Origin of the sequence: Anoxybacillus amylolyticus, assembly GCF_001634285.1 — a bacterium.
In the GTDB taxonomy this organism is placed as follows: Bacteria; Bacillota; Bacilli; order Bacillales; family Anoxybacillaceae; genus Anoxybacteroides; species Anoxybacteroides amylolyticum.
On sequence record NZ_CP015438.1, the window covers coordinates 1,610,045 to 1,622,482 of the forward strand.

Sequence of the window (12,438 nt, forward strand, 5' to 3'; positions counted from 1 at the left end):
CGGTTATGCCGTCCACATAAGAGGAATAGTATAAATATAAAAAGAAGTGGAGGGACAACATGAATCGGTTCGTTGTTTATGCAGGAGCGTATGTCATGATGGTACTTGTCAATGCGGTAGCGGAGTGGCTTCCTTTGAATGGTCAGACGACAGGGGAAATATCGCGGAAAGTAAACGTCTTATTTACCCCAGCAGGGTATGTGTTTTCAATTTGGGGGTTTATCTACCTCCTATTAGCGATTTGGATTTTAAGACAATTTCCATCTTCTCGACGAGACTTACCTATGTATCGCCAAGCGTTCGTTCCTTTTGTTGTTAGCTGTATATTTAATGCGTTGTGGATTGTTGTGTGGCATTATGAATATTTTCTCTTTTCTGTTGTTGTGATGCTTTCTCTTCTTTTTACGTTGATATGGTTATATAAAGTGGTCAAACGTACGAATCCAAGTTTTTTTGAACTATTTCCGTTTTCTGTTTATTTAGGCTGGGTCAGTGTTGCAACGATTGCAAACATTTCCTTTGTTTTAAAATACAACGGTTGGGACAGATTCGGATTGTCTGATGCGTTCTGGGCGATTACGATGTTACTCGTTGCAACAGCTTTAGCCCTTCTTTTCATGCTCCGGCAACGAGATTGGGCGTATCCACTTGTATTCGTTTGGGCGTTTGTTGGCATTGGGGTGAAAAACCAAGGAACCGCGTCGCTTGTCGCATACGTTTCATTTTTGCTTGCAGGAGTAATACTAATTAGCGTAGCGTCTTTGTATAAAGAAAAAACATAATCACCCACCGTTATCGTGGGTGATTATATATATTTACATATCCCTTCGTTGAATTGTTTTTGCATGTCTTTGTCATGTAAAAGTTTTTTGTAGTTTGTTTTTGAAAATAAATATGGACGAATGCTTGGATCTTCTAACATGTGCTTTACTGTGTTTTTGTCGAATGGTTTTTGTGTTTCAATAATTCTTGTTGCTTGCAGATGTTTCAATTTTCGTTTTGCTATGAGGTAATCAAACTGACCTAACAACAAAAAATCTAACAATCCACCTGCAACTTTAAAACATATAGTGACTAGCGTTTCCATCTTTCCCTCCGTCTCCTTGTTATTTTTGTTGTATCACTTAAATTTTACTTTACCTTTTTTATCGTAATATATTGACAAAAAAAAAATAAGGATAAAATTTTATTGTGAATATTGCGACGATTGGGTGTGTTTGTTGTGAAATTGTATTTACCTTTTTAAGGAAGATTGAGGTAAAAATGGAAGGAAGCTGGCTGAGGGTGTTTTTCGTATAAGACGAGAAAAGCTCTCATATGGTAAGAAGTATCCCGATCTTTATAGCTATCATTTTGATGAAAAAATATAAGAGGCACTGCTTTGATTTTTCTTAGGGATATGTAAGGATAAGGAGGCTTTTTTATATAAATAAATGATTCTATGGAATACAGCTATTCATTACTTATCACTACATTTCATTTCTATATACATCCAAATTGGCATGTTAACCTCTGGGTTACGCAGTACATCCGATGCGGCGTAACACTTCATCCCGGTGTTGCAAGACGTACTGTTCAAAGCGAGTAATGGACTGGACAATGTCGTTTTGATCCTTATGCAAGACGTTGGCGATGACTTCATCTTTCAGCCACTTCCATAACCGTTCAATCGGGTTTAACTGTGGAGAATACGGTGGCAAATAGATAAAGTGAAATGCAGCGCCTTCGTCGCTATCGAGGAATGCTTGCACCATGTTGGCATGATGAATACGTGCATTGTCCAACACAAGCACGATGAATCGATCCGAATATTTCTCTTTCAACAGGCGCAAAAAGTCTAAGAACGTCTCGGCATTGGCGGATGAGGCACGATGAAACACGACATCGCCTTGTTGAACGTCGACCGCACCAAAAATGGACACATGGGCATGATGACCGTAACTCGGGATTTGTTTTTGCTTGCCTACTTCTGCCCATGTCGTACGAAGCGCTTGATAGGCACGAACATGCGTCTCATCTACATAAAACATGGTGACGTGCTCGGTGATTAGTTTTTTTTTATAAATTCGAGTTCCTTTTGAAAAGCAGCTTGATGTTCTGGATTCCCTTTCACCAGCTTGTAGGTTGGACGTGTCCACGATAAACGAAGACGATGTAACAACTTGCGAATGCCTTCACGTGACATAAACACACCATATGTTTGTTGGATGTAAGATTGCAAAATGCGTGTGTTCCATGAGGAAGAAATGCCCCAACCGACATCAACGGGGGTGGTGGTTAACACGAGTTGTCTTAGTTCTTGTTGCTGTTCTTCGGTAAGAAACGGCACACGACCGGGTGGTAAGCGGCGATCGAGTAAATGATCGAGTCCTCCTTCGTTAAAGCGTGAGACGTAGAGGGCAACCGATTGACGGCATAGATTGACCATTTTCGCAACATCTTTTCCGAGATACCCTTCCATGACGAGACGAACGGCGGTAACCCGAACGCGAAGCGAAGCATCTTTGATTTTCCGTTCTTGTTTCCGAAGTGTTCGAGGGGTCCAGCCGTGATCATTTGTAATTTTAAGACGTTTCATGTCATTTCCGCTCCTTTTATACGTGGGTATTTAGGAGCAGTATAACCATAGAAAAAGGCGTTCATACAGAAGTTATCATTTTAAAGTGCATGTATATAGTGGAAAGGATGGTTAGCAATGTCTACATGGAATAGAATTGAATCAGGAATTAAACAAGGATTAAAGGATGTAGCAGCTTCTTATGGAATTAATTGGAGTGGTGCTGCTAATACTGCTAGTAAGGTAGGTCCGGCTACAGTAGGTGCCCGTAATGGTTGGAGAGAAACAGAAGCAGAAGTGAGAACTAAGATATCCCAAGCAGAAACGAGATTGGCAGCTGGGAGAATTGAAAAGGCAGCAACACAAACGATAGCTAAAGGAGCAGCTAAAGGAGCGATCAAAGCGATAGGAATATGGGGATTCATACCTGATATCGTTATATTTGCGAATGGTTTTAGAAAAGGGTACTCAGCTGCAGGCAACTAGGAGGACTTATAATGGGTGCTTACGAAATAAACGGAATTTTCCTCGTGGTCTTTATCTATTGGCAACTATTTTATGCTGTTAAGAAAAAGGATGCTGGTCATATTGTTGTTGTTGCTCCTATATTATTAATGTTTATCTTTATTTATACCACTCTTTTTGATTTCATTCCACCTTATCTACGTATCGGGATTGTTGTTATTGTATATATGTTGCTTATTGTAGTTGGTTTTAGAAATGCAAAGAGGGAAATTAAAGAAGCAAAATTTAGAAACAAAAATGATGCGTAACTTGTGATGCTAGTTGAACCATAACGCTCGACTAGCACTACGAGGTATCGCCATTTTCATTAGATTACAGGTCAAAGAAATTAAAGGTAAATTGCGAAGTAAAAAGGATACGTAAGAACTATTGGATAGTACCATGATACACAATGGTTATAGAGAGATGCAAATAGCAGCTAAAGGAGCGATCAAAGCGATAGGAAGATGGGGATTCATACCTGATATAGCGATATTTGTGAATGGCTTTAGAAAAGGGTATTCTGCTTCTGGGAATTAGGGGGGAAGACAAGGATTTTTTGAAGAAGATGATGAAAAAGGACGGCAAGTGTCTAGTGCAAAATGAAGGTGCATAGAGTCCTGTATCCCAAACGTGCAGAGCTTCATGGCATAAAAAAAGACTTGCCATCGCTCGATGTGTTGGTCAAAAAGTTATTCCTAAAAATGAAATAAAAAGCCCCTATTAAGGTGGGAAAAGAGGGTTTGGTGTTGAATTTTAGGACGATTATGCGCAACAAACGCCGGGGAGGAGTATTTGTGATGCCTTTTAAACAAAAGGGAGAAGTAAAAACTCGAACATACATACAACCACCACAGGCGGGAGCGCATCAGCTGTCGCCCGTTTCATTGGTGGTGTCGCCCGCCTTGCTTCATCATGGCGGTGAATTATATCCCAGGTTTGATGGGGGATGTAAGAACCCATGATGGATTTGTCAAAATGGAGCTTTTCATAAAAGGGTGAAACGATGTTTCTGTAAATGCGACTAATGATAACAAAGGAGGAGATTAGGGTGAAAAAACGGCTTGTTTTCATTGCCGCCGTGTGGAGTGTTTGGTTGGCAGGCTGTAACGGGCAAACTGACCGCTATGCCATTGAAGGGTATGTCGTGAGAAAAGAAGGGGGAAGCATCTTGGTTGTCAGTTCGGATCCGCAAGATTTTCGTTCCACAGGCGGGATTGAAGAGTTTTACAATGCTATCTTTGTTTCGAATGCACCAGCGCGAGTGAAGATCGGTCAGAAAGTTCGGGTCTGGATTGATGGAGGAATTGCTGAGTCGTATCCAGGCCAAGGAAAGGCTGGAAAAGTGTTGGTTGTGCCGAGCGCTCCGCGTGATGGAGCCAGCTTATTGGAGGAGGAAGTGATCCGCCAAGCGCTGAAAAAGGAAGCAATTCGTCTCCGGCACACGATTCCTGTGATTCGAGCGGTTCAGTATGACAAACAAGCGGATACTTGGACGCTTCGAGTGAAAGACGCCCATGGGCGAACGGAATTTGATGTTCGGATCAAGGATGGATAAAGATGAGAGGATTGCCATCGAGTTATTCAGACAAAAATAGAACACAAGAGAACGCGAACGCAAGAGAAGACACCCCTTCCCCCTTTGATGGGGGGAGGGGTTCGGGAAAACATCGTTACGAAGACAACGCGGAGACAAGCGGACGGTCCGGCAAGTAGAGCTGGGCGTCGCCGCTTTGGCCTGCCGCGATCCAGTCGCGCAGGCATTTAGCGAGCGCCATGCTGTAAACGGCGCCGTTGTCTCCATAGGCGTAGACGAAATAGCAGTTTGGATATTCGTCGTATACCCCGATGATCGGCAGACCGTCGTGTGTGCCGGCGTAGTAGGCGCCTAAGTAAAATTCGGCTCGGACTGGGATCGTGGGGAAGCGTTGCTGAAACTCCGCGATCAACTGGTCGCGATGATGAATGAGTTTGGCATCGCGTTCATCGGCATACGTTGTATCTTCATCCAATCCACCGATGATAATGCGGTTGTCAGCGGTCGTCCGCATGTAGATGTAAGGACGGGCCGTTTCCCAAATGAGTGTTCGGTTGTGCCAGCTTGAGAAATCCTCGACTTGGTTGGTAACCACGGCATAAGTGCTGCTCAGCACGGCGTTCGGATCTTTTTTGAAGTCCAATGTTTCGTAACCAGCCGCCACGATGACTGCTCTGGCGCGAATGACTGCGCCGGTTTTCGTATAAAAAACGGCTTGGTCTTTTTCGAGTTTTTTTCCATTGATTTCGGTTTGTTCGTAAATGGAAACTCCTCGGCGTTTGGCATATTCCAACAGGCCGATGGTCAGTTTGTATGGATTGACTTCGCCGTCTCCTTTCGTCAGCAGCGCCGCTGGCTTGCGGAACGGATAATGGCGGGCGATTTGTTCTTCCGACCACCGTTCGATAGCAAAGCCGTGTTTCTGGAGAGCGGCATATTCTTTTTCCAATTTGCTTACATCTTCAGGAGAGCTGGCATAATACAAACTGTCGCGGGAGACAAATTCGCAATCGAGCGGCAGCTTTCGAGCGGCATTGGCGAGATCGCAGATGGCCTGTTCACAAAGTTTTACATGCCGCGCCGCGTACGTTTCGCCAAAGCTGTTGATCAGCTCGAAAAACATTTTTTCCCCCAAGTATTGGATCAGGGCCGTATTGACAGCTGTGCTCCCGTGTCCCGCTTTTCGCTTCTCGACGACCACGACGTCAAGATCGGTGTCGCTGAGGAAGTAGGCGCATTGGGCGCCCGAAGTACCAGCGCCGATAATAAGCACGTCGCAGTCGATGTCTTCCTCTAAGACCGGGTAGCTCGGCGGGTTGGTAAAAGTTGTTGGCCAGTAGAAGATTCCAGATTGCAAGTTCACGATCGTTCGTCTCCTTCCACTTCATCGTTCGTTTTTAGCATGACCGTAATTATTTGGTTTATTCGTCGGGAAGGAGGAGGGGAACCACGCCAAACGTTTTTTCGACTTCATGGCTGGAGCAACGGCTGTTGGGGGGGATTAAGGGAGATAAAAATGCACGAGCAGAAGTAGAGATGCAGAAATCTAAAGCAGAAACGAGATTGGAAGTAGGAAGAATTGAAAAAGCAGCCACACAAACGATAGCTAAAGGAGCAGCTAAAGGAGCGATCAAAGCGATAGAAATATGGGGATTCATACCAGTCATAGCTATATTTGCGAATGGTTTTAGGAAAGGGTACTTAGCTGCAGGCAACTAGGAGGGCTTATAGTGGGAGCTTACGAAATAAACGGAATTTTCCTAGTGGTCTTTATTTATTGGCAACTATATAAGCTGAAATTTTGTTTTACATTCAGCAGAGCACTCACCACGTTATATCATATCGGTTTGTATTTAGATGAAAACGGGAACGAAAAATCGGAAATTCTTTATTGCAACTTATATAGGTTGGAATTAGATGAAGCAAAGCAGCGGCTGTTGCTTGGTTTTTTTGAAATATAGGTGAATTTGTCGAAGGAATGTTCTATGAGTAAAAGGTTTATTGATTTACATCGAGAGTTTTTACAATTACTTGAGTAAAAAAATGGAAAAAGGCGTTCATTCTTTCGGAAAAGGCTGAGGCTTTGTATCGTGAGAAGACTTATTATACAATTTTTGGGAAATCTTGTTTGTTAGCTGAGCTTAATCAGCCTACAGAAGCATTAACACAGTTAAAACTAGCAATGGAACAAGGTGCCTGGTGGAACCCGGAAACGTTATTAACCGAAGAAATGTTAAGTCCAATTAAAGATAAGGAATAATTTCAGAAAATTTAGCAAATATGCAAACAGCGTTGGCCAGAGTAACAAAAACTGTAATCTCCAGAACTTCATGTTATAGGAAATAACAGAAATAAAGTAGCGATTTTGTCATTACATTGGCGAAAAGATAATGCGTGTGATTTTGAAGAATATTGGAAAAGCGAAGAACTGCTTAAACAATACATATACATAAAAAAGCGATATTAAACGGTACTGAAGAACAGGCGGTTATCATTTCCGCATTCACCGGTAAGCCAGCTAGAGGATAAAAAATGAATTTACCATAAAAATGAAAGAACATGAGGCCATTTTGCCGGCCTATCCAATTCAACATATACTTACCTAAGATATCCGGTCAGAAGCCGCAAAACAGAAAAATAAAGAGTGGATGTCGCTTTGGTGTGGGCAAAATCCTCGACTAAGCAAAAATTTGCATGCCGCAGAGCTAATTGGAATCATCGCAAATCAAGTGGGAACAATGATAAACCAATTCAACAATGGATGTGTTGATCAACAATAGACAATGTTAATTAAAGACGGGGAGATTTGTGATCTCTCCGTCTTTTTTTTTTTTTTGCAGTTTTCTACTCAACAAGAAATATATGATGTTAGATTTTATAACAAAAAAATCAAAATATACTATATTTTTCTGAATTTTTCGTTGACTTAATAAAAAAGGTTATGTATACTGTTAGAGAATATTACATTAATTGTTATTAAATATAACAAACAGGGGGGTGAAGAAAAAAAGGAATTTTCTCATGGCCGTGAGAAAATTCCTCATAAATCAGGCATTACATACGTCGGTATATGCCTGATTCTAATTATATCATAAATAATTAGAATCTTGTAAGGGGTGTTCACATGAAGAGGTTAAAAGGGAATGGATTGAAATGGCTCAGCTTGCTTTTATGCGGAAGTTTATTGGTACTGAGCGGATGTGCTGCGTCATCGGCAGTCGATGAGGCGAAAGAAAAGAAGAAAGAAAGCAGCACATCGGAAACAAGCGACACTGTCAAAGTAGGGATACTTCACTCATTGAGCGGCACGATGGCGATCAGCGAGGTATCGCTGCGAGATGCGGAATTAATGGCGATTGAAGAGATTAATGAATCCGGGGGGTTATTAGGAAAAAAAATTGAGCCTGTCATTGAAGATGGGGCATCAGACTGGCCAACGTTTGCGGAAAAGGCGAAAAAGCTGCTACAGAAAGATAAAGTAGTGACGATTTTTGGCGGATGGACATCAGCGAGCCGCAAAGCGATGCTTCCGGTCGTCGAACAAAATAATGGGTTGCTTTGGTATCCAGTCCAATATGAAGGGATGGAGTCTTCACCAAATATTTTTTATACAGGTGCCACGACGAACCAACAAATCGTTCCAGCGGTAAGCTGGTTGTTACAAAATAAAGGAAAGAAATTTTTCTTGCTTGGTTCGGATTATGTGTTCCCGCGCACGGCAAATAAAATTATTAAAGCTCAATTAAAAGCGGAAGGCGGGCAATTGGTCGGTGAAGAATATACGCCGCTTGGCCATACAGATTATAGCACGATTATTAGCAAAATTAAAGACGTGAAGCCAGATGTAGTGTTTAACACGCTCAACGGGGACAGCAATGTCGCGTTCTTCAAACAATTAAAAGACGCTGGGATTACAGCAAAGGATTTAACGGTTATGTCTGTGAGCATCGCCGAAGAAGAAATTCGCGGAATTGGCGGTGATGTATTGGCCGGCCATCTTGCGGTATGGAACTATTTTCAGTCAACGGACACACCGGAAAACAAAGTATTTGTAGAAAAATATAAAAAGAAGTATGGAAAAGACCGCGTCACGGATGATCCGATTGAAGCAGCGTACTTTGCTGTTCATTTATGGGCCGAAGCGGTGAAAAAAGCCGGCTCGTTTGATGTAGATAAAGTGAAAAAAGCAGCGGATGGCATCGAGTATAAGGCGCCTAGTGGAACGGTAAAAATCGACGGAGAAACACAACATACGTGGAAGATTGTGAGAATAGGAGAGATCCAACCGGATGGTCAATTTAAAGAATTATGGAATTCTGGGAAAGCTGTTAAGCCAGATCCTTATTTAAAAAGCTATCCATGGGCAAAAGACTTGATGAATTAAATACATTTGTGGGAAAGGGGTTATGCTCCTTTCCTCTCCTAAAGAAAGGAGGCATTTCCTTGTCAGTTTTTGTGACACAATTGTTTAACGGTTTAAGCTTAGGTTCGATCATGCTTTTCATTGCCATCGGGTTGGCGATTACGTTTGGGTTAATGGGCGTCATCAACATGGCTCATGGCGAATTGATTATGGTTGGAGCCTATGCGACGTACGTTGTTCAACAATTTTTTGCGCAATATGCACCGCAATCGATGGACTATTATTATATCATCGCTATTCCTGTCTCCTTTTTTGTTTCCGCTCTCCTTGGTTTAGGATTGGAAAAATCGTTAATTCGCCACTTATATCATCGGCCGTTGGATAGTTTGCTGGCAACATGGGGAGTGAGTTTGATTTTACAGCAAATGGCACGGACGATTTTCGGTGCGCCCAATGTGGCGGTACTTCCTCCCGAATGGTTAGATGGAGGGGTTCATGTTGCGGGAATGGTGTTTCCGTATAAACGGTTGTTCATTTTAGCATTTGTCGCCGTGTCAATCTTTGCACTTTATATGTATTTAAATAAAACAGCAGCTGGCCGAAGAATAAGGGCGGTGACACTTAACCGTGATATGGCCGCATGCCTTGGCATTTCTACGCAAAAAGTAGACGCATACGCTTTTGCGATCGGATCCGGCTTTGCGGGTTTGGCAGGTTGTGCATTAACGCTGCTCGGTCCGATTGGTCCAACGATCGGAACGTATTATATTGTCGATGCATTTATGGTCGTTATTTTAGGGGGAGTAGGGAAATTAATCGGAACAGTTTTAGGGGCGTTTGGAATCGGATTGATTGGTACATTGACCGAATATTCGACAAGTGCCACGATGGCAAAAGTGATTACGTTTGCGTTGATTATTGTCTTTTTGCAATGGAAGCCTTCTGGACTTGTGAGCATGAAAACGAGATCACTCGATTAAGGGGGGGCAAAAATGATCAAAAAGAACTGGATGTATTGGCTGTTTTTTCTTGCTTTGTTTTTAGCACCGTTTTATTTAACGGAATTTCGTTTGTCGCTGCTTGGGAAATTTCTTTGTTTTGCGATGATTGCGATCGGCATTTCTTTAATTTGGGGCTATACCGGCATTTTAAGTTTAGGTCACGGTGTATATTTTGGCTTAGGAGCTTACTGCATGGCGATGTATTTAAAACTGGAGGCTTCCGGTGGTCGTTTACCCGACTTTATGGAATGGAGCGGTGTAAATCAGCTCCCTTGGTTTTGGAAACTGTTTGAACATCCAATCATTTCCATATCTTTCGCCATTATCGTTCCGGTGCTTCTAGCGATGTTTTTGAGCTATTTTACGTTTAGAAATCGAATTAAAGGTGTTTATTTCTCGTTGTTATCTCAAGCGATCGTGGTTGTTTTTGTGACGTTATTTATCGGAAAGCAAGAATGGACCGGGGGAACAAACGGGTTAACGAATTTTTCTACCGTTTTCGGGTTCTCGCTATCTTCTCCTCTTACACAAATCGTTCTTTATTTATTAACCGTTGTTTTGCTTTTGTCGATGTTTCTTTTCTCACGCGGGTTAACGAGAAATCGATTCGGTCGGGTGCTTGTTGCGATTCGGGATAGTGAAAACCGGGTCCGCTTTTTAGGATTTAATCCGACTACGTATAAAGTGTTTGTGTATAGCCTTTCCGCTGCTTTTGCCGGAATAGCAGGAGCGATGTTTGTGCTGCAGGTAGGACTTATTTCTCCGGCAATGATGGGAATTATTCCTTCCATTGAAATGGTGCTATGGGTTGCCGTCGGCGGAAGAAGTTCGTTAATCGGAGCGATCATCGGTGCCATTGTGACGAACGGTGCGAAAAGCTTTTTTAGCGAAAATTATCCTGATATATGGCTGCTGTTTTTAGGGGGATTATTTATTGCTGTCGTGCTGTTCTTGCCAAACGGGCTAACAGGCGTATATCAGTCTGTTAGACAACGAAAAAAACAAGGGGAAGTGAGAGCAAATGAAGCCAGTTCTCATGTGCTGCAACGTGTCAGTAGATTTTGACGGGTTTTATGCGTTGCAAGGGGCCGATTTGAAAGTTTATCCACATGAAGTACGATTTTTAATCGGGCCAAACGGAGCGGGAAAGACGACGCTATTAGATGTGATTTGCGGTAAAACAAGGGCAAGCAACGGAAAAGTGTTATTTTACTCACACGATATTACCGATATGCCGGAACACAAAATTGTACGGCTTGGCATTTCTCGGAAATTTCAAAGCCCATCGATTTTTCATCAGTTGACCGTATGGGAAAACATGGAGCTGGCTTTAAAACAAGATCGCGGGCTATTTGCTGTTTTACAGGCAAAGATGTCAGAGGTAGATCGAGATATGATCATCACGTTATTACAACGTATCGAATTACTCGATTATGCTGATCAAAAGGCTGGTTCTCTTTCACACGGTCAGAAGCAGTGGCTCGAAATCGGCATGCAGCTGATTCAGTTTCCTCAGCTGTTGCTGCTTGATGAACCGATTGCAGGAATGAGTGCCGCGGAACGGGAGCGCACAGGGGAATTGATCCATGAAATTGCCCGTGATTGTGCAGTTGTGATTGTCGAACATGATATGGATTTTGTGCGGCGTTTTTCAAAGCAAGTGACGGTGATGCATGAAGGGAAAGTATTGTGTGAAGGCACGATGGAAGACATTCAGCAAAATGAAAAAGTAGTCGAAATTTATTTAGGAAGAGAGGAGAAAGCGTGTTAAGCGTTCGAAATGTGACAGCCGGATATGAACAAAGCGTTGTGTTAGAAAACGTAAGCATGGACGTACAAAAAGGATCTGTGACGGCAGTGCTAGGGCGAAATGGTGTCGGAAAAACAACGCTTATGAAAAGCATCATCGGATTGATCAAACCGATGAGGGGCAACATCGAATGGGAGGGTGAGGATATGACATCATTGCCGCCGGAGCACAGGGTAAGAAGGGGAATAGGCTATGTTCCACAAGGAAGGGAAATTTTTTCGACATTAACGGTCGAAGAAAATTTATTGTTAGGATTCGAGGCGCTTCCTAAAAAAATCAATCCGTCACACGTTTTAGAAGAAATTTATGAATTATTTCCTATATTAAAAGACATGTTGCATCGAAAAGGAGGAGATTTAAGCGGCGGGCAACAGCAGCAGCTTGCCATTGCCCGCGCGCTGATTGGACAGCCAAAGCTGCTTTTGCTTGATGAACCGATGGAAGGCATTCAGCCATCGATCGTACAGCTGATTCGTGATGTTATCATGAAAATTGCAAAAGAAAAAATGGTCGGAATTGTACTTGTCGAGCATAGCCTAGATTTAGCTTTTTCATGCGCCGACTACTTTTACATTTTTGATCGCGGCATAGTTGTTGCACAAGGGCATGTGAGCGAAACGAGCATGAGCGACGTTCAGCGGTTTTTAACCGTATAAGTCGAGCGTA

General features: G+C 42.6%; 16 protein-coding genes. 12 read left to right on the plus strand and 4 right to left on the minus strand.

The window, feature by feature from the left end:
* Positions 1-59 precede the first annotated feature (59 nt).
* Positions 60-782, plus strand: a complete 723-nt coding sequence (locus GFC30_RS08200) for a TspO/MBR family protein (RefSeq protein ID WP_066324183.1) — start codon at positions 60-62, stop codon at positions 780-782.
* A gap of 23 nt (positions 783-805) precedes the next feature.
* Here the strand turns inward: GFC30_RS08200 and GFC30_RS08205 are convergent, their stop codons facing one another.
* From GFC30_RS08205 to GFC30_RS08215, 3 genes are all read right to left on the minus strand, one after another.
* Positions 806-1,087 carry a hypothetical protein gene (locus tag GFC30_RS08205; RefSeq protein WP_066324186.1) on the minus strand — a complete coding sequence of 94 codons (282 nt, stop codon included), beginning with the start codon at positions 1,085-1,087 and terminating at the stop codon, positions 806-808.
* Between the two features lie 430 nt (positions 1,088-1,517).
* Positions 1,518-2,030 (minus strand): IS630 family transposase, encoded by a 513-nt coding sequence (locus tag GFC30_RS08210; protein ID WP_066321976.1) that lies wholly within the window; start codon positions 2,028-2,030, stop codon positions 1,518-1,520.
* Positions 2,031-2,047: 17 nt separating this feature from the next.
* A complete protein-coding gene (locus tag GFC30_RS08215) occupies positions 2,048-2,578 on the minus strand; it encodes a helix-turn-helix domain-containing protein (RefSeq protein WP_066321978.1) in 531 nt (176 codons plus the stop codon).
* Positions 2,579-2,695: 117 nt separating this feature from the next.
* On the opposite strand from GFC30_RS08215, the gene GFC30_RS08220 reads away from it, so the two are divergent.
* From GFC30_RS08220 to GFC30_RS08230, 3 genes are all read left to right on the plus strand, one after another.
* Positions 2,696-3,043 carry a hypothetical protein gene (locus tag GFC30_RS08220; RefSeq protein ID WP_066324187.1) on the plus strand — a complete coding sequence of 116 codons (348 nt, stop codon included), beginning with the start codon at positions 2,696-2,698 and terminating at the stop codon, positions 3,041-3,043.
* 11 nt (positions 3,044-3,054) lie between these two features.
* Positions 3,055-3,330, plus strand: a complete 276-nt coding sequence (locus tag GFC30_RS08225) for a hypothetical protein (protein ID WP_066324189.1) — start codon at positions 3,055-3,057, stop codon at positions 3,328-3,330.
* A 782-nt stretch (positions 3,331-4,112) separates the two neighbouring features.
* Positions 4,113-4,619 carry a YobA family protein gene (locus GFC30_RS08230; protein WP_238583467.1) on the plus strand — a complete coding sequence of 169 codons (507 nt, stop codon included), beginning with the start codon at positions 4,113-4,115 and terminating at the stop codon, positions 4,617-4,619.
* Between the two features lie 115 nt (positions 4,620-4,734).
* On the opposite strand, the gene GFC30_RS08235 is transcribed toward GFC30_RS08230, so the two are convergent.
* Positions 4,735-5,961: an NAD(P)/FAD-dependent oxidoreductase gene (locus tag GFC30_RS08235; protein ID WP_066324191.1), complete on the minus strand. Its 1,227-nt coding sequence runs from the start codon at positions 5,959-5,961 to the stop codon at positions 4,735-4,737.
* A gap of 128 nt (positions 5,962-6,089) precedes the next feature.
* Between GFC30_RS08235 and GFC30_RS08240 the strand changes: the two genes are divergently transcribed.
* From GFC30_RS08240 to urtE, 8 genes are all read left to right on the plus strand, one after another.
* A complete protein-coding gene (locus tag GFC30_RS08240) occupies positions 6,090-6,317 on the plus strand; it encodes a hypothetical protein (protein WP_238583469.1) in 228 nt (75 codons plus the stop codon).
* 11 nt (positions 6,318-6,328) lie between these two features.
* On the plus strand, positions 6,329-6,559 hold the full coding sequence (locus GFC30_RS08245; protein ID WP_066324193.1) for a hypothetical protein: 231 nt from the start codon (positions 6,329-6,331) through the stop codon (positions 6,557-6,559).
* Positions 6,560-6,726: 167 nt separating this feature from the next.
* Positions 6,727-6,858 (plus strand): hypothetical protein, encoded by a 132-nt coding sequence (locus GFC30_RS17595; protein WP_274520047.1) that lies wholly within the window; start codon positions 6,727-6,729, stop codon positions 6,856-6,858.
* An 864-nt stretch (positions 6,859-7,722) separates the two neighbouring features.
* A complete protein-coding gene (urtA, locus tag GFC30_RS08250) occupies positions 7,723-8,982 on the plus strand; it encodes an urea ABC transporter substrate-binding protein (protein WP_066324195.1) in 1,260 nt (419 codons plus the stop codon).
* Positions 8,983-9,041: 59 nt separating this feature from the next.
* Positions 9,042-9,941 carry an urea ABC transporter permease subunit UrtB gene (gene urtB / locus GFC30_RS08255; protein WP_066324198.1) on the plus strand — a complete coding sequence of 300 codons (900 nt, stop codon included), beginning with the start codon at positions 9,042-9,044 and terminating at the stop codon, positions 9,939-9,941.
* A 12-nt stretch (positions 9,942-9,953) separates the two neighbouring features.
* Positions 9,954-11,027 (plus strand): urea ABC transporter permease subunit UrtC, encoded by a 1,074-nt coding sequence (gene urtC, locus GFC30_RS08260; RefSeq protein WP_066324199.1) that lies wholly within the window; start codon positions 9,954-9,956, stop codon positions 11,025-11,027.
* Positions 10,984-11,733, plus strand: coding sequence for an urea ABC transporter ATP-binding protein UrtD (gene urtD / locus GFC30_RS08265; RefSeq protein WP_066324200.1), 750 nt, complete (start codon positions 10,984-10,986; stop codon positions 11,731-11,733). The genes urtC and urtD overlap by 44 nt, the downstream gene beginning before the upstream one ends.
* Complete coding sequence (gene urtE, locus GFC30_RS08270) at positions 11,727-12,428, plus strand: urea ABC transporter ATP-binding subunit UrtE (protein ID WP_066324203.1); 702 nt, start codon at positions 11,727-11,729, stop codon at positions 12,426-12,428. The genes urtD and urtE overlap by 7 nt, the downstream gene beginning before the upstream one ends.
* Positions 12,429-12,438 lie beyond the last annotated feature (10 nt).

What these genes read in the sequence shown, in the direction of transcription:
- GFC30_RS08200 (WP_066324183.1), top strand. Translation starts at nt 60, where the DNA reads ATGAATCGGTTCGTTGTTTATGCAGGAGCGTATGTCATGATGGTACTT.
- GFC30_RS08205 (WP_066324186.1), bottom strand. Translation starts at nt 1,087, where the DNA reads ATGGAAACGCTAGTCACTATATGTTTTAAAGTTGCAGGTGGATTGTTA.
- GFC30_RS08210 (WP_066321976.1), bottom strand. Translation starts at nt 2,030, where the DNA reads ATGTTTTATGTAGATGAGACGCATGTTCGTGCCTATCAAGCGCTTCGT.
- GFC30_RS08215 (WP_066321978.1), bottom strand. Translation starts at nt 2,578, where the DNA reads ATGAAACGTCTTAAAATTACAAATGATCACGGCTGGACCCCTCGAACA.
- GFC30_RS08220 (WP_066324187.1), top strand. Translation starts at nt 2,696, where the DNA reads ATGTCTACATGGAATAGAATTGAATCAGGAATTAAACAAGGATTAAAG.
- GFC30_RS08225 (WP_066324189.1), top strand. Translation starts at nt 3,055, where the DNA reads ATGGGTGCTTACGAAATAAACGGAATTTTCCTCGTGGTCTTTATCTAT.
- urtA (WP_066324195.1), top strand. Translation starts at nt 7,723, where the DNA reads ATGAAGAGGTTAAAAGGGAATGGATTGAAATGGCTCAGCTTGCTTTTA.
- urtC (WP_066324199.1), top strand. Translation starts at nt 9,954, where the DNA reads ATGATCAAAAAGAACTGGATGTATTGGCTGTTTTTTCTTGCTTTGTTT.
- urtD (WP_066324200.1), top strand. Translation starts at nt 10,984, where the DNA reads ATGAAGCCAGTTCTCATGTGCTGCAACGTGTCAGTAGATTTTGACGGG.